The 16,207-nt window shown below is 38.0% G+C and carries 16 protein-coding genes; 14 read left to right on the top strand and 2 right to left on the bottom strand.

Going from position 1 to position 16,207, the window contains the following annotated elements:
• Positions 1–318 precede the first annotated feature (318 nt).
• From MJG50_RS22375 to MJG50_RS04780, 4 genes are all read left to right on the top strand, one after another.
• The gene (locus tag MJG50_RS22375) at positions 319–573 is read left to right on the top strand and encodes a DUF4303 domain-containing protein (RefSeq protein ID WP_431307259.1); all 255 of its coding nucleotides are present in this window, start codon (positions 319–321) and stop codon (positions 571–573) included.
• Positions 501–914 (top strand): DUF4303 domain-containing protein, encoded by a 414-nt coding sequence (locus MJG50_RS22095; protein ID WP_345893202.1) that lies wholly within the window; start codon positions 501–503, stop codon positions 912–914. Before MJG50_RS22375 ends, MJG50_RS22095 begins: the two co-directional genes overlap by 73 nt.
• Positions 915–1,087: 173 nt before the next feature.
• Positions 1,088–1,552 (top strand): ankyrin repeat domain-containing protein, encoded by a 465-nt coding sequence (locus MJG50_RS04785; protein ID WP_345893201.1) that lies wholly within the window; start codon positions 1,088–1,090, stop codon positions 1,550–1,552.
• A gap of 757 nt (positions 1,553–2,309) precedes the next feature.
• A complete protein-coding gene (locus MJG50_RS04780; protein ID WP_240253209.1) occupies positions 2,310–3,287 on the top strand; it encodes a tRNA dihydrouridine synthase in 978 nt (325 codons plus the stop codon).
• A gap of 114 nt (positions 3,288–3,401) precedes the next feature.
• Here MJG50_RS04780 and MJG50_RS04775 read toward each other — a convergent pair whose 3' ends face one another.
• A complete protein-coding gene (locus MJG50_RS04775; RefSeq protein ID WP_240253208.1) occupies positions 3,402–4,163 on the bottom strand; it encodes a glucose 1-dehydrogenase in 762 nt (253 codons plus the stop codon).
• A 172-nt stretch (positions 4,164–4,335) separates the two neighbouring features.
• Between MJG50_RS04775 and MJG50_RS04770 the strand changes: the two genes are divergently transcribed.
• Entirely contained in the window at positions 4,336–5,964 is a 1,629-nt protein-coding gene (locus MJG50_RS04770) for an FAD-binding protein (protein ID WP_240253207.1), read from the top strand.
• A gap of 34 nt (positions 5,965–5,998) precedes the next feature.
• Positions 5,999–6,451, top strand: coding sequence for an SRPBCC family protein (locus MJG50_RS04765; protein WP_240253206.1), 453 nt, complete (start codon positions 5,999–6,001; stop codon positions 6,449–6,451).
• 33 nt (positions 6,452–6,484) lie between these two features.
• Here MJG50_RS04765 and MJG50_RS04760 read toward each other — a convergent pair whose 3' ends face one another.
• Complete coding sequence (locus MJG50_RS04760) at positions 6,485–7,111, bottom strand: TetR/AcrR family transcriptional regulator (protein WP_240253204.1); 627 nt, start codon at positions 7,109–7,111, stop codon at positions 6,485–6,487.
• Between the two features lie 188 nt (positions 7,112–7,299).
• On the opposite strand from MJG50_RS04760, the gene MJG50_RS04755 reads away from it, so the two are divergent.
• From MJG50_RS04755 to MJG50_RS04720, 8 genes are all read left to right on the top strand, one after another.
• Positions 7,300–7,797, top strand: coding sequence for a YehS family protein (locus MJG50_RS04755; RefSeq protein ID WP_240253203.1), 498 nt, complete (start codon positions 7,300–7,302; stop codon positions 7,795–7,797).
• A gap of 18 nt (positions 7,798–7,815) precedes the next feature.
• Entirely contained in the window at positions 7,816–8,523 is a 708-nt protein-coding gene (locus MJG50_RS04750) for a M48 family metallopeptidase (RefSeq protein WP_240253202.1), read from the top strand.
• A 109-nt stretch (positions 8,524–8,632) separates the two neighbouring features.
• Positions 8,633–10,345, top strand: a complete 1,713-nt coding sequence (locus tag MJG50_RS04745) for an NAD-dependent malic enzyme (protein WP_240253200.1) — start codon at positions 8,633–8,635, stop codon at positions 10,343–10,345.
• A gap of 179 nt (positions 10,346–10,524) precedes the next feature.
• Positions 10,525–11,811, top strand: a complete 1,287-nt coding sequence (locus MJG50_RS04740) for an ATP-binding protein (protein ID WP_240253198.1) — start codon at positions 10,525–10,527, stop codon at positions 11,809–11,811.
• 212 nt (positions 11,812–12,023) lie between these two features.
• A complete protein-coding gene (locus MJG50_RS04735) occupies positions 12,024–13,031 on the top strand; it encodes an iron-siderophore ABC transporter substrate-binding protein (RefSeq protein ID WP_240253196.1) in 1,008 nt (335 codons plus the stop codon).
• Positions 13,032–13,036: 5 nt separating this feature from the next.
• Positions 13,037–14,107 (top strand): FecCD family ABC transporter permease, encoded by a 1,071-nt coding sequence (locus MJG50_RS04730; RefSeq protein ID WP_240253194.1) that lies wholly within the window; start codon positions 13,037–13,039, stop codon positions 14,105–14,107.
• Between the two features lie 49 nt (positions 14,108–14,156).
• Complete coding sequence (locus MJG50_RS04725; protein ID WP_240253192.1) at positions 14,157–15,203, top strand: FecCD family ABC transporter permease; 1,047 nt, start codon at positions 14,157–14,159, stop codon at positions 15,201–15,203.
• 31 nt (positions 15,204–15,234) lie between these two features.
• On the top strand, positions 15,235–16,071 hold the full coding sequence (locus tag MJG50_RS04720; protein ID WP_240253190.1) for an ABC transporter ATP-binding protein: 837 nt from the start codon (positions 15,235–15,237) through the stop codon (positions 16,069–16,071).
• The last annotated feature ends 136 nt before the right edge of the window (positions 16,072–16,207 follow it).

Genomic DNA, 16,207 nt, shown 5'->3' with positions numbered 1-16,207 from the left:
TGTATAGCAAAAGAGTAGCAAACCTTTTATAGCAAGGCTAATTGCTACTCTTTCTGTGGGGAGTCTAGTCTTTAGAAGGGTTCTATAAAGGATCCTGTAGTAGAATATTGGCAATATTCATAATTTTATAGGAAACAATCATATGTTATATGGATATATTAGGGATTCAAATATTGAAGCTGATCCCTTAGATTTAACGGGCTAGGAAAACTAGGTAAGCAAGTTTTAAGTTGTAATTAAATGAATCTAATAATAATAACATAAAATCGTTATTAAAATGTAACCTAGGGTACTGATATGGAAGGAAGATAAAAAACAATGGGAAATTTTTTTATTGATCTAGAGGAAAGGCTAGTGAAAGCTATAGAAATAGATTTTACTAACATAAAAAAAATGATAGGTAATGAAAAAATATATGCACTAAGTTTAGTAACAGATAGTGACGCAGTTAGTCTATTCTTGGCGTTGAACACAATTGAATTTTTAGAGAAAAAAATGATGTGGAAAATAGTCAGGATGACGAATTATTTGCTCAATTTGCAGAGTTTTTTCCTGAGAAGATTGATGAGTTAGATAATATTACCTATGATCCAAAATGGATACCTGCTGAATGGAGATATTCTAATAATGATTTAAAGTATAGTGAAATAGCTTTAATCATTCCAATATTATTTGAAAAAGCGTCGGCAATAGAGTCACAGGAACAACTCTTGTTTCAAAGATCATTTTTTGAATGTTTAACATCTACACTACAAACATTGGTAAAAAAAGGGATTTTTGTTGATGATACTCAAGAAATTACGATATTTATTTCAATATCTGATGATGAACGAACAGAAGAAATAGAAAATTTCTCTGCTAAAATACTTAATTCTGAAGGAATTTACAATAAATTCAGTAAACGATATAATTGAATGCAATAGGTATGGTAAAATAAGAGAAAAGGTTAGGAATAAGTACATCCCTAAAGCTAATAGATATGGGGAGGTTCAAATTTGTTCAGTATTTAGTCTTACAGAACTAAGTAGTTTCAATACAAAAACTAGATTATCCCCTATCGAGAACCCTGTGTATAAATCAGGTATACGTGTATGAAGGGAAAGAAGAGAAGATGAATAAATTCGATGATACACAGTTATATACGTTACTAAGTGAATCAAATTATGGGAATATTGAAGTTTTTTTACAAAAATATGGTTTAGATAGTGTCGATAGGGATGGACGTACGTTTTTGATGTCTGCAATCGTTGAAGGTAAGGAGAATATTGTTAATTATCTTGTAAATAAAGGATGCAACGTTCATGCTAAAGATAAGTCGGGATTAACCGCACTGCATTTTGCAGCTATTTATGACAGATGTAATATTGCAAAGGTTCTTATAACTAATGGTGCTGAAATTGATGCAGTAGACAGCATAGGTAATACTCCCTTATGGAGGGCGATAATGGAAAATAGTGATAAAACACCAACTATAAGGTATCTATTAGAGAATGGAGCAGATCCTAACAAGGCAAATAATCGTGGGATAGCACCCAAGGATTTACTCGAATAGTTTGATCTATAACCAAGTCTTTATTATTTGATGGATGATAATGTGATTTTTATTGAGATTCCAAAACATATGTGAAGGAGATGTCATATGCTCTTACTTTACATATGTTTTTTTGTTAGAAAAGGAATTGTTTTTTTGTATATATTTACTATCTTTGATCTAATTACGATCAAAGTTAAATTGCGTGGTTGGATTTGATATAATAGAAAAGCAGTTGATATAGAAAAAATCTATACACCTGCTTTTTGTTTTGTCTCTGATTTACTGTGTTTGCAAAATAAAAGGAAAAACTCCTTTTAAATCTGGAAATACCCATATTTCCTTCAAAATTAGGGAAGTTTTTTCGCTTATTGTATTGAAATCTTTGGATTTTGCTTTAATTAGAACAGTTAACAGGAATATTTCCTCTTATATCGGCATTTTAAGTACTTCTATATACAATAGCGGGAAATTCTCCGCTTATGCATTCCCTTTCCCATACCTACACGAAAACCAGCAATGAATAAAAACAGGGCCTTTATTAATAAAATTACCATTCAGAACCGATTTTCGGTAAAATAAATAATGCAGATTTTCACAAATTATTAATGATCATATGTCTTTTTGTTTGATAATAATTTATCCAGCATTAACTGGCAGTAAAACCCCAACTGATTGAAGTTCACTTTATTAAGCATGATATGAGTGTAACGATTGGTATATTATTTTATGCCGTGAGTTTAAAGTTGTATCCATAATGAGAGGATTTGAGTTTGAAATGATAGATAATTTTTGGCGTGATTTACCACGACCATTTTTTGTACTTGCACCAATGGAAGATGTGACTGATGTTGTTTTTCGTCACGTAGTAAGTGAAGCCGGGCGACCGGATGTATTTTTCACTGAATTTACAAATTCGGATAGCTATTGTCATCCAGATGGCATGAAAAGTGTGCGTGGTCGTTTGATTTTTACAGAAGATGAACAGCCAATGGTGGCACATATTTGGGGGGATAATCCCGAATATTTCCGTCAGATGAGTATTGGCATGGCTGAGTTAGGATTTAAAGGTATCGATATTAACATGGGCTGCCCAGTACCGAATGTGGCAACGAGAGGGAAAGGTAGTGGCCTTATTCTGCGTCCAGACGTTGCAGCAGAACTTATTCAAGCAGCAAAAGCGGGTGGACTGCCTGTCAGTGTGAAAACACGACTTGGCTATAACGATATTAATGAGTGGGAGGAATGGCTAACGAATATTTTAAAACAGGATATTGCGAACCTTTCTATTCATTTACGTACGAGAAAGGAAATGAGCCAGGTAGATGCACATTGGGAGCTAATTCCTGAAATTAAGAAACTTCGTGATGCGATAGCACCAGACACACTTTTGACAATCAATGGTGACATTCCTGACCGTCAGACTGGACTACAGCTTGCTGAAAAATATGGGATCGATGGTGTTATGATTGGACGAGGTATTTTTAAAAATCCATTTGCTTTTGAAAAAGAGCCAAAAGAGCATAGCAGTAAAGAATACCTTGATCTTTTAAGATTGCAGCTTGATCTTCAAGATCAATATTCTGAAAGTTTGCCACGTTCAATCACAGGTCTTCATCGCTTTTTCAAAATCTATGTCAAAGGATTTCGCGGAGCGGGTGAATTAAGGAATCAATTGATGAACACGAAATCAACAGATGAAGTGCGAGCATTGCTTGATCGCTTTGAAAAAGAAATTGATGACTCGAAACAGTGAAATGATGTAACTACTATTTAATAAACCTTATAAATGACCCGAGTGAAGTAATACGTTACTGCACCTGGGGTCATTTTATTTTAGCTAGATTTGATAGCAAGATGATATCCAGTTTTAGTATGCACTCCATCCAAAATCAGCAGCAATCGTAACGCCGTTAACATATGCTGATTCCTCAGAGGCTAAGAATAGAGCAATATTAGCGATTTCTTGTGTTGAACCTGCTTTTGTCATTAAGCCGACACCACGGGTAGCTACTCCCATACCGAATTCATCGATATTAGACATATTATTTGTTAAAGGTGTTGGAACATGTGCTGGCCCAATTGCATTACAACGAATATTCTGTGGACCGTATTGAGAGGCAATATTTTTTGTCATACCGACAACGGCATGTTTTGAAGCAGTATAAGCTAATCCTCCACGACCACCAGTTAAGCCAGAAATGGAAGCCATGTTAATAATGTTCCCATGTCCTTTTTCCTGAAAAATAGGAAGAACTTTACGAACACCTCGCATAACGCTTGTCACATTTATGTTCATCACACGTTCCCATACTTCATCTGTTACATTTCCTGCAGCTTGCATGTGGTCAGATATACCTGCGTTATTTACCAAAATGTCTACAGTACCAAAGGCTTTTACTGATTCATCTACCATGTTAGCAATATCTTCTTCATTGGTAACGTTTACTTTAATGCCGATAGCCTCTACACCTAGATCTTTTAATTCTGCAACTGTTTGTTTTAATCCATCTTCATTGAAATCTGCAACAACAATTTTTGCCCCTTCTTTTCCATAGGTTAATGCGATTTCTTTCCCAATACCTGATCCGCTTCCTGTAATAATAGCGACCTTATCATTTAAACGGCCCAAAACCATCTCTCCTTTTTTGTTCACTTTAGTATTACTTCAATTCTTTCTTAGATAAGCTACATTTAAGATAAAATTCATAAAATAAAAAAATTATCTTGAAAAAATAAAATAAATCACTGATAATTTAATTATTGATAGCGTCACTATCAAAAATACCAAAGGGGATGATTTTATGTCAAGTTCAATGTCTACACATTGGGATAAAGAAGTTGATGTCATAGTTTTAGGTACAGGTGGTGCTGCATTAACAGCTGCTGTGGGAGCATCTGAAAACGGTGCCAAAGTTCTTGTGCTAGAAAAGACTCACCAAATTGGTGGTACTACAGCATTCTCAGGAGGAGTTCCTTGGATTCCTTTAAATCACTATATGAAAGAACAAGGATTTGAAGACAATCGTGAGGAAGCAATTAATTTTATCAAACGATTAGCACTTAACAGAGCTGATGATCATATGATTGAAACTTTCGTGGATAAAGGTCATGAAATAATTAAATTTTTACATGACCATACACCAGTTAAATTTGTTTCTCCAAAGTCTTATCCTGAATATTACGCGCGTATGGATGAGGCATTGAAGCAAGGAACACGTTCACTTGACCCAGCTCCATTTGATTTAAATGAAATTGGTGAATGGGGTTCATTAGTACGTCAAAATCCACTTTTCCCTCCTCTTACATTAGAAGAAGGTGGAGCAGTTGGGGGAATTGATTTCCAACTAGTGGCTGAACGTATGCAAAACAATATTGTTACCATGGGCCGTTCATTAATTGCTTCTTTATTTAAAGCTTGCTTGGATCGTGGTGTAGAAACATTAATTGAAACTGCTGGTAAGGAATTAATCATGGGCGAGAATGGACAAGCTATCGGAGTTGTTGCAGAGACAAAAGATGGTGAAGTCTTGCGTTTCGCTGCCCGTAAAGGGATTATTCTTGCATCTGGAGGATTTGAATGGAATAAGCAATTAGTTAAGGCGTTCCTAAAAGCTGAATTCACGCATCCGGTAACACCTCCAGGTAATGAAGGGGACGCACTTATGATGGCGATGAAAGCTGGAGCTGCACTTGAAAATATGAGTGAAGCATGGTGGTACCCGGCAATGGTGGACCCAACATTTGAATATGAAGATAATGTGATGGCTCAGCTTGGTGGCGGTCGACAGGGGCCAAACTCTATTGTCGTGAATAAATATGGACGCAGATTCGTTCATGAAGGAACAACGTATAACGATATGCCAAGAGCATTCTTTAATTTCGATCCGGTAAAAGTAGAATTTCCAAACCAAGGACCTAACTGGATGATTTTCGATCAACAACTGAAGGATAGTCAGCTTATCATAACTATGGCGCCTGGCGAACCTGCACCAGAATGGGTAGACCAAGCAGATTCAATTCGTGAATTAGCTGAGAAAATTGGTGTTGACCCAGATGGCTTAGAAGACGAAGTTCGTAAATGGAACGAATACTGTGAGAATGGTGTGGATTCAGACTTCCATCGCGGAACAATTCAATTTGAAGCATTAACAAACGGTGGAGGAAGTCCTGCGAACAATTTAGGAAAGATTGAAAAAGGTCCATTCTATGCATTACCAATTTATTTAGGTGCACTTGGTACAAATGGTGGACCAAAAATTAATGAAAATGGACAAGTAGTTAATTTTAAAGGTGAACCAATTAAAGGATTATATGCGGCTGGAAATGCTTCAGGTAATCCACTTGGTCCAATCTATCCAAGTGCTGGTGGAACCATCGGACCTGCAATGGTATTTGGTTTCTTAGCAGGACAACACGCAGCAAATTCATAATACGAACTTATACAGAAACGGGAAGGTGCATAATATGCCACAAGGAACACATACAGTCGAAGTACCATTAGATATTCAAACAATTTGGAATTTTGTTCACGATATGAACAACTGGGCTCCACTTGTACCAGGATATATTGAACATGAAATTTTAAGCGAGCGTCAATCCACTTGGGCTTTCAAAGGTGACTTAGGTTTTATGAAAAAGACTGTTAAGTTACAAATTGATATTCAAGAATGGAATGAACCTTCTGAAGTCACCTTTGATTTAAAAGGTATATCAGACAACTTTAAAGGTGGAGGCTTTTTCCGTGCTGAAGCCATTGATGAAAAAACAACGAAAATGTCCGGACATCTTGATATCACTGCTGGTGGTATGATGGGGGCAATGGTTAATCAAATTTTGACGAAGTTTGTTCCACAAACAGCAAAAGACCTGACAGATGCAATTGTGGAGAAATTGTTAGAAATTAATCTAGTAAAATAAGAAAATAGCGGTCTCATTTTGCGAGACCGCTTTTTATAATGGTTCATTTTTTAAGTAAGATAAAAGACTATTTTTTACCATAATAAGTTCCTCTTTATTAGGAGAAGGAATAATGGTATCTGGCAGTAATGTATATAAGGAATACTTTTTTACCGCTGTACCAAACATATTTAGAATTGTATTCGAAAGCATTTCATGACTTAATGTTGGCTTGATACTCCCATCATTTCTTCCCTCTTTAAAAATGGTTGAAATGATATTCCCTATTTTTCGATAGGCCGCTTCAACCTCTTCTAATAATTCCTTTTCAATCGGTATAAAGGCAATGTATAATTCAAAGGCTTCTAGTAGCATAGCCGATTCACGATTCTCTTCAGAAATAAAACCAATATAGGTCGTTAATACGTCGTCAATTTTTTCAATGCCTGTTTTATGGGACTTTAAAATCTCTTCAAACCGCGGAGCTTGTTGGTCGATTGCATCTTTAACCACTTCAATGATCAGCAGGTCTTTCTTAGGAAAATAACGAAATAAAGTGGCTACTCCTACTCTTGCCTCATCGGCAATATTTTGCATCGTTGTATTTTCAAACCCGTATTCAGTGAATAGTCTCTTAGCGGCAGTTATCATATTTCTCCGTTTTAGAATTTTCTTTTTCAATACATCACCCACTTATCAACATTATAACCTGATATTTTTATGAAGCACAGGGTTAGTTCAAAGCAGCTGCTAATAAATGGAGATCAATGGACATAACTGTTCACATTTATTTTGGTACCATACATTGATATAATAGTGTCTGATGCTATGAATGACAGGCATCCGTTTTATAAATGGGAGGTCTATTAATGGAAAATAATGATATATTAATTCGTTTGCGCTATGCGTTAGATTTAAAAAATAAGGAAATGGTTGAGATATTTAAACTGGGTGGGGAAGAAGTTTCCGTACCAGAGGTAGTAAAGATTCTCATGAAGTCAGATGTTGATGAAGAAGGGGATTCTGAACAAATAAAATGTAATAACAGGATGTTTGATTCATTTTTGAATGGATTAATTATCTTTAAAAGGGGGAAACAAGAGCCGAAACCAGGACAACAAACTACTCCAGAACCAATAGTAACCAAAAGTTCAAATGTTAATAATCTCCTTTTAAAGAAAGTGAAAATAGCTCTAGCGTTAACTACTGAGGATATGCTTGATATATTTGATAAAGCGGGAATTATCGTAACAAAGGGAGAACTTGGAGCTCTATTAAGAAAAGAAGGTCATAAAAATTATAAAGTATGTTTAGATAACTTCGCCAGATACTTCTTAAAAGGACTAACTATCAAATACAGAGGATAGTGGCACTGTGGTGATGATATGATACATACCTATTTAGGTCAGACAATTCGTTATGAGATAAAGTACAAAAATCGATCTTCAATTGGAATATCGGTAGATAGCTATGGAAATGTTGAAGTACAGGCTCCGAAAGGGATACCAAATGAAAGAGTACACCAAGTATTAGAGGATAATTGGGATCTTATTCAGGAAAGATTAGAAGAAATGAAGGATAGGTTGCAAGGGCCAAAGATAAAAGACTATAAACACAGTGAGAGCCTTCTTTATTTAGGAAAAACTTATCCCATAGAGATCCTTCAAGACAAACAGATCGAACGGGATTATGTGGTGCTTGAGGGGGATAAGTTAGTAATCTACGTGAAACTGGTGGAGGATGGATTTATTAGACAAGCTTTAAAACGCTTTTATTATCAGCGATGTAAGGTGTTAGTTGGTGAAAGTATCGCTTACTACCAAAGTAATTTCAAAACAAAACCACGTTCCATTCGAATCTCTGATAGCAAGACTACATGGGGAACCTGTGACTCGAGGCTGCAGTTAACCTTCAATTGGAGACTGGCAATGGCACCAAAAGAGGTAATCGACTACGTTGTCGTTCATGAAATGTGTCATATGGTTCATCTTAATCATGACCGCTCCTTCTGGCGTCTCGTTGGGAAAATAATACCTCATTATAAGGAAAGCGAGCACTGGTTGGCTCTATCCAATTGGAAGATGACGGTTTAGAAAAATGCGATATAAGTTAATTAAGCATGGAGACACTAAGGAAAATCTATAAAATACTGTCATTAAGACATTTTTTGAAAGATGGAAATCAGTTCAAAAGGAAATAGAAATGAAAGAAGGAAGTTTCGTGACAACTTTGGATCATACAAAAAATATTATTTATACAAAATTAAGAGGAAAAGAGCTTTTAGCTAACCGATTTTTGAATAAAGGGAGCGCTTTTACTGAAGAGGAAAGGGATGAACTTGGGCTTCAAGGTTTATTACCTCCACGTGTTCTAACGCTTGAAGAGCAAGCAGAAAGAGCGTATGAGCGTTATTCTGCACGGACAAATAATTTCTTTAAAAACGGGGTTCTTTACGATCTATATAATCGCAATGTGGTGCTTTTTTATCATTTACTAAAAAATCATTTAAGTGAGATGCTCCCAATAATATACACACCAACGGTAGGGGAAGCTATTATGAGATACTCACATGAGTATCATCTTCCTGGTGGAATGTATTTATCAATTGAAAATCCAGAAGCAATAGAAAGTGCTTTTGAAAACTTTAAAACGTATCGAGATGGAATTGATTTAATTGTTGTGACAGACTCCGAAAGCATTCTTGGTATCGGTGATCAAGGGGTAGGAGGTATAAATATTGCAATCGGAAAATTAGCTGTGTACACCGCAGCTGCTGGTATTGATCCGAGCCGTGTGCTTCCGATTGTATTGGATGTTGGGACCAATAATAAGCATTTAACTAATGACCCATTCTATATTGGCAACAGGTTTCCACGTGTTAGTGGGGAACGATATGAGCGATTCATCGAGTTATTCGTTTCGTCTGCACGTAAATTCTTTCCAGAAATATTGATTCACTGGGAAGACCTTGGGAATGTAAATGCAAGGAATATAATGGAGAAATATAGCGATCAAATCCTAACCTTTAATGATGATATCCAGGGGACAGGTGCGGTTACCCTTGCTGCGGTTATGTCTGCCTTACGTGTAACAGGAATTCCGTTAAAAGACCAAAGGGTTCTGGTATTTGGACCAGGTGCTGCTGGTATTGGTAATGCAGACCAAATGGTAGAGGCAATGATTCTGGAGGGTTTACCGAGAGAAGAAGCATATAGTCGCTTCTGGGCATATGATTTTCGTGGTTTATTGACCGATAGCACTCCGGAAGTTCTCAAATTTCAAATGCCTTATATACGTCGAACAGAAGAAGTTCAAGGATGGCAAAGGGATGATACTGGCATTATTCCATTACTAGAAGTAGTGAAACGGGTTAAGCCGACAATTCTAATTGGCACATCAGGACAAGCTGGTGCATTTACAGAGGAAATAGTTAAGGAATTGGCCAAACATGTGGAAAGACCAATTATTATGCCGATGTCTAACCCGACTTCGCTAGCTGAAGCCATACCAGAGGATCTTATCAACTGGACAGATGGTAAGGCATTAATTGCTACTGGCAGCCCATTTGATACGGTCGAATATAATGGTATTCATTTTGAAATCGGCCAGTCCAACAATGCATTTGTTTTTCCAGGACTAGGTCTTGGAGCAATTGTATCAAAGGCGAAAATAATCTCAAAAGGAATGTTTGCCGCGGCTGCAAATGCGGTTGCTCAAAAATCAGACAGCAGCACACTAGGCTCCTCTCTGCTACCTTCAATTGATCAATTGGCGGATGTATCAAAATTTGTGGCTATAGAAGTGGCAAGAGCTGCTATCTCAGAGGGGATTGCAAAAGCTGAAATTGATGATATAGAAAAAGCGGTTGATGAAGCAATGTGGAAGCCGAGATATAAGGAAATAAAAAGTCTGTAGAAATACAAAATTAGACAAACCCCGAATTCGTTTAAAGTTCTCTTACGAATTTGGGGTCTTTTAGTTTGTAATTGGATTGAATAGTAAGGTAGATAAAATATGTATCTTCCAAAAGACATTTCTTGTAAAATAGATAATGAATTAAATACACAAGTTTAATAGATTAAAAGGAGAATTGCATGAGCAGTAAACACGTACTTTTTAAAATAGAAGAGATTGACAGGGAGACGCTCCCTTATTATTTTGACTATGGTAAAGTGGTTTCTACCATTCTGGAGAAGCTAGTTGAAGAAACCAATACTGAGTTTTATATGTATTCGGATGAGGATACATCAAATGAGATTTGGGATATTCTTGAAGAGGACTTGAAAGAGGCATCCCCAGAAGTGCGGTTAATCTCTCATATTTATCATGAAGCAGAGACGAAGACGATATCATCTAACCATACAGATAGGGTAATGGAGTTCATTGTGAAACCAAGGGTTGAAAATAGTCTATATTATTATCCATACTATCAGGTGGCACTTGCCAAGGTACAGGTTTTTACAAGTGATGGGGAACGAAGTTATGACCTGATTTTTGCTAAAAATGATTCTAGCTTAGTTACTTTTCTACAGTATGTGCTGAAGCGAAAAAGAGATTATATTAAAAACTATGTCACAGTTTTCACGGATACGGATGATGGTGTTGAAACAGAAATTGAAAGCATTACATCCATGGTCAAAAGAGAGGATGTTTTTCTAGAAGATTCATTAAAAAAGGAAATTTACCGCTCCATTGATGAATTCTTCATGGATGGTGGTGAATTTTTTAAAACGTATAATATTCCGTATAAACGTGGGATACTGTTATACGGGAAGCCTGGAAATGGTAAAACAACGTTAGTGAAGTCGATTGCCAGCAGTATACATGCACCTGTGGCCTATTGGCAGATTACCGAATATACCTCAAGCTATTCAATCAAAGAAGTCTTTTCCTCTGTTTTAAAACTTTCGCCGATGGTGTTGGTGATTGAGGATATTGACTCAATGCCTGCTGATGTTCGATCGGTTTTTTTGAACACACTTGATGGTGCTACCTCCAAAGAAGGGGTTTTCCTTATTGGAACAACAAATTATCCTGAAAAAATTGATCCTGCTATGATGAACCGCTCAGGGCGATTCGACCGTGCGTATGAAATCAAACTGCCAACGAAGGAGCTTCGTTTTCAATACTTGATGAATAAAAAAATAGAACAGATTCTTTCAGAGGAAGAGATTACGGAGGTTGTGGAAGTAACAAAAGATTTCTCTTATGCTCAGCTAAATGAATTATATACTTCGATAGCTTTAGAGTGGCATTATGAGAAGGAGGTCAATGTTACCCGGTTATGCGCCGAGCTTAAATCACTGCATCAGAAACAAAAAGAACAATCATGGGACGATTCTTCTGGAGGCATAGGATTTGTAGGATATATGGAAGAATAATAACTAGCTAAAATGCGAATAGTGAATGGTGCTATTCGCATTGCATTTGATATATGTAGATGCTGTGAACAAATCTGTAGAACTTAAGGTTTGACACCATGAGAACGGTTGACAAAATAGGCTATATTCTAATAATATTAGATAATGATAATCATTATCATTATCGTAATCTTATGATTAATTAATAGAGTTGCCGAGAGGGGAAAATAATAATGAAGAACAAGTTTAGTCTAACTAAATTGTTAAGTTTTATGATGGTTATAATTGTAGCAATTGGATTAGTTGGATGTGGTTCTGATACAAATGATGAACCTAAAACTAAATCAGATAAGAAACAAAATGACTTTACTACTAGTACAATTGAAACGAAATTCGGTAACATAGAGATTAAAGAAGAGCCAAAGCGTATTGTTGCTCTTGGTTGGGGTGATGCAGAAACTGCTTTAGCCCTTGGAGTAGAGCCGGTTGGTGCTAGTGATTGGCTTGCTTTTGGTGGCGAAGGTGTAGGACCTTGGTTAAAAGGAGCATATAAGACTGCCCCGACTATTCTAGGAACGATGGAACTTGATTATGAGCAAATTGCGTCACTTGAGCCAGACCTCATACTTGATGTTAGATCTTCAGGTGATCAAGAACGCTACAATCGTCTGTCTGAAATTGCCACAACGATAGGTGTTCCAGAAGGTGGCGATAGCTATTTGACATCATATCAACAACAAGTTCAAATGATAGCGAAAGCCCTTGGTAAGGAAAAAGAAGGGGAGCAATTATTGAAGGATGTTGACACTGCTTTTGAGAAGGCAAAAGAAGAATACCCACAATTTACAGACAAGACGGTAGCAGTAGGTGCATACACATCTGAAGGCTGGGGAGCTTACGTAAACGGTGATTCCCGAGTTGATTTTATGACCAAGCTAGGATTTACAAATAAGAAGGAAATTGAAACTCTTGCAAACGGTGATTTCTATGTTAAAGTAGCAGATGAGCAATTAGAGCTTTTAGATGCTGATTTTACAGTTATTTTACCGATTTGGGTAGATACTAAGGAAGTAACTGGAAATGCCCTTTATCAAAAAATACCTTCAGTTGCTGATGGAAGATCAATGATTATTGATGGTGATTATGCAAATGCCTTCTCATCAGGTACTGCACCAGCCTTACTATGGGCTATTGATCAATTGCCATCAATGTTTAATAAAGCCTTACAAGGCGAGGAGTGAAACTAGTGACAGCAAGTAAGCAGCCAAGTGGTGAACTTAAAAAAGTAGTTGAAAAGAAAATTAAGCCAATTACTGCCTTGCGGTTGCGACGGATTATAGGATTAGCCTTCGCCCTATTCCTTTTGACTGTGGCTGTCTTTCTTAGTCTCATGATTGGAGCAAAGCCACTTTCCTTTGACGTTGTATGGAACGCTCTGTTTTCAACATCCGATAGTTATGACTATACAATTATTCACGAGTCCCGTATACCTCGGACGATCGTCGCCCTTGCGGTTGGACCAGCCTTTGGTCTAGCAGGCGCGGTAATCCAGGCTTTGACACGGAATCCACTGGCTGACCCTGGCATTCTTGGAGTGAATGCAGGGGCAGCCTTTGCTGTTGCATTGGCAGTTGGTGTTTTTTCTATAACATCAATGTCAAGTTATATATGGTTTGCCCTTGCCGGAGCACTCATTGCAACGATTGCCATCTATATTATTGGTGGTGGTGCAGGTAAGAAATCTCCAACTCCAGTCCAAATTACCCTCGCTGGAGTTGCGATGGCAGCGGCATTGGATGGAATAACGACTGCCTTATCATTGGTGAATAGCCGTGCTTTTGCTGGGATGCTAAATTGGAGAGTAGGTTCGTTAGCAAGGAAAGGTCTTGAGGATCTTTGGCCGATTATCCCTTTTCTTATTGTAGGTATATTAATAGCCTTAGTGATTGCTCCAGCATTAAATGCAATTGCCTATGGGGACGATCGTGCTTCATCGCTTGGTGTAAACGTGAAGATGATCCGAATCTTTGGCCTAATTTCGATTACGCTATTAGCTGGCGGAGCCACAGCGATTGCGGGTCCAATCGTTTTTCTCGGTTTAATGGTTCCGCATTGTGTACGTTGGTTTATTGGCCCTGATCAACCATGGATATTTCTCTATTCCTTGGTCATTGCCCCGTTGATATTGCTTCTATCTGATATTATTGGAAGGGTTGTCATGTCTCCAGGAGAGATCCCAGTCGGTATTATTACAGGATTTGTCGGTGCCCCTATTCTTCTCATTCTTGTGAGGAGACGAAAAGCGAGTAGTCTATGAAGACCTGAAAAGGTAATATCAGGGTTTATCGGTAAAAGGAGTGAATCTCATGGGACGTATTGATTTTGGTAGAAAATATTTGCAGCTGAAGGGACCAGTGAAGCTGCGCTTAGATGTAAGAAGTATAAGTGTTACAGCGATCTTCATCGTAGCTGTGATAGCTCTATCCGTATTTTCACTTACGGTTGGAACACTTAAATTAAGTGTATCTGAGGTGTTTTCAGCACTTTTTGGTGAAATGACAGGGTTTAAACGGACGGTTGTTATCGATTGGCGACTGCCAAGGGTGCTAGCAGCTATTGTTTTTGGTGCGGGTCTAGCGATAAGTGGATCAATTTTTCAATCGATTACCCGGAATCCTTTAGGTTCACCTGACATTCTTGGCTTTACTTCGGGCTCATATACAGGTGCGTTAGTCGTGATGCTAGTTATCAAGTCGATGTCCTTTACCACTATCGCAACAGGTGCGCTTATCGGTGGATTTGTAACGGCATTTATTATTTATCTATTTGCATTTTGCAATGGAACACAGGGCTTTCGGTTAATTATTGTCGGGATTGCTATTTCGACTGTATTAGGTAGTGTCAATTCGATGCTGCTTCTCCAGAGCCAAGCCGAGGTTGCGTTAACAGCTGGGGCTTGGGGAGTCGGATCCTTAAACGGTATCGATTGGAGCCATGCACTTCCAGCAATTCTATTTATATGTGTGCTGCTTCTATTCGCGATGATAATGAATCGACCTCTCCGTGAAATGGAACTGGGCAAGGATACAGCTAAATCCCATGGAGTCCATTTTGAACGTACACAGTTATTATTGATTATAATTGCAGTAGCCATCACTGCATCAGCGACAGCTGTAATGGGACCGGTAGCATTTGTGGCATTAGCAGCTCCACAGATTGCCCTGCGCATAACAAATACAGCAGAAAGCTTGGCACCATCGGCAGCAGTCGGTGCGTTTGTTCTATTAAGTGCCGATGTCCTGGCACAGAGAATGATTCCCGGAATGATTCTCCCTGTAGGGGTGCTAACCTTATCGCTTGGAGGATTGTACTTAGTTTGGTTATTATTTCACCAAGCACGCTCTGCGGCGTAAATACAAGTCTTGAAAGAGGTGATCAAAAATTATGGTCATAACAAAAGAAGACATTCAAAGCAAATCGATTTCATCTATACGTTCTCGACTTGGAGTAGAAGATGTCACTATCCAATATGATCATCGAGTGATTTCCCAGAATCTCTCGATTGAGATACCCGATAAATCCTTTACTGTCATTATCGGACCTAATGCATGTGGAAAATCGACCCTTTTGCGTACCATTTCTAATCTGATTAAACCTTCAGCAGGTCATGTGCTTTTGGACGGGAAAAAAATTAGTACATATAAATCAAAGGAAGTGGCGAAAAAGCTTGGTCTTCTGCCACAATCATCAACTGCTCCCGATGGAATTACTGTCGCTAATTTGGTAGCGCATGGACGTTATCCCTATCAAAACCTCATTCAGCAGTGGACAGATGCAGACGAGCATGCTGTTGTGACGGCGATGGCGTTGACTAATACAACAGATCTAGCAAACCGCTTTGTTGATGAACTTTCCGGAGGTCAACGGCAACGGGTCTGGGTTGCGATGGTGCTTGCACAACAAACCCCATTGCTGCTTTTGGATGAGCCGACCACTTACTTAGATATCGCACATCAAATTGAGTTACTTGAACTATTTACTGATCTCAATGAACAAGGGAATACGTTAGTGGCTGTGTTACATGATTTAAATCATGCAGCGCGCTATGCCACCCACTTGATTGCCATGAAAGCGGGTAAGGTTATCGCTCAAGGAAACCCATCTGACATCGTAAATGAAGAACTTGTTGAAGAGGTCTTTGGGCTAAAGTGCAAGGTTATCGAAGACCCAGTCAGCCATACACCACTAATCATCCCACTTGGTCGTGAACGATCCAAATAAAGAATAATCAAGAGAAGATTCTGAAGGCAACTAAACCTATGGGTAGTTGCCTTTTTTGCATTTCTGCTCCGACTATTCAAATCATACCTTTACTAGAAATCCATATACATAGATTAAAAGCTTACAGGAGTAGATA

The sequence above is a fragment of the Fredinandcohnia quinoae genome (genome assembly GCF_022427965.1).
Classification (GTDB): Bacteria; Bacillota; Bacilli; order Bacillales; family Bacillaceae_L; genus Ferdinandcohnia; species Ferdinandcohnia quinoae.
This window is presented reverse-complemented; position numbering and strand designations above follow the sequence as displayed.

What these genes read in the sequence shown, in the direction of transcription:
- MJG50_RS22375 (WP_431307259.1), top strand. Translation starts at nt 319, where the DNA reads ATGGGAAATTTTTTTATTGATCTAGAGGAAAGGCTAGTGAAAGCTATA.
- MJG50_RS04780 (WP_240253209.1), top strand. Translation starts at nt 2,310, where the DNA reads ATGATAGATAATTTTTGGCGTGATTTACCACGACCATTTTTTGTACTT.
- MJG50_RS04770 (WP_240253207.1), top strand. Translation starts at nt 4,336, where the DNA reads ATGTCAAGTTCAATGTCTACACATTGGGATAAAGAAGTTGATGTCATA.
- MJG50_RS04765 (WP_240253206.1), top strand. Translation starts at nt 5,999, where the DNA reads ATGCCACAAGGAACACATACAGTCGAAGTACCATTAGATATTCAAACA.
- MJG50_RS04755 (WP_240253203.1), top strand. Translation starts at nt 7,300, where the DNA reads ATGGAAAATAATGATATATTAATTCGTTTGCGCTATGCGTTAGATTTA.
- MJG50_RS04750 (WP_240253202.1), top strand. Translation starts at nt 7,816, where the DNA reads ATGATACATACCTATTTAGGTCAGACAATTCGTTATGAGATAAAGTAC.
- MJG50_RS04745 (WP_240253200.1), top strand. Translation starts at nt 8,633, where the DNA reads ATGAAAGAAGGAAGTTTCGTGACAACTTTGGATCATACAAAAAATATT.
- MJG50_RS04740 (WP_240253198.1), top strand. Translation starts at nt 10,525, where the DNA reads ATGAGCAGTAAACACGTACTTTTTAAAATAGAAGAGATTGACAGGGAG.
- MJG50_RS04735 (WP_240253196.1), top strand. Translation starts at nt 12,024, where the DNA reads ATGAAGAACAAGTTTAGTCTAACTAAATTGTTAAGTTTTATGATGGTT.
- MJG50_RS04725 (WP_240253192.1), top strand. Translation starts at nt 14,157, where the DNA reads ATGGGACGTATTGATTTTGGTAGAAAATATTTGCAGCTGAAGGGACCA.
- MJG50_RS04720 (WP_240253190.1), top strand. Translation starts at nt 15,235, where the DNA reads ATGGTCATAACAAAAGAAGACATTCAAAGCAAATCGATTTCATCTATA.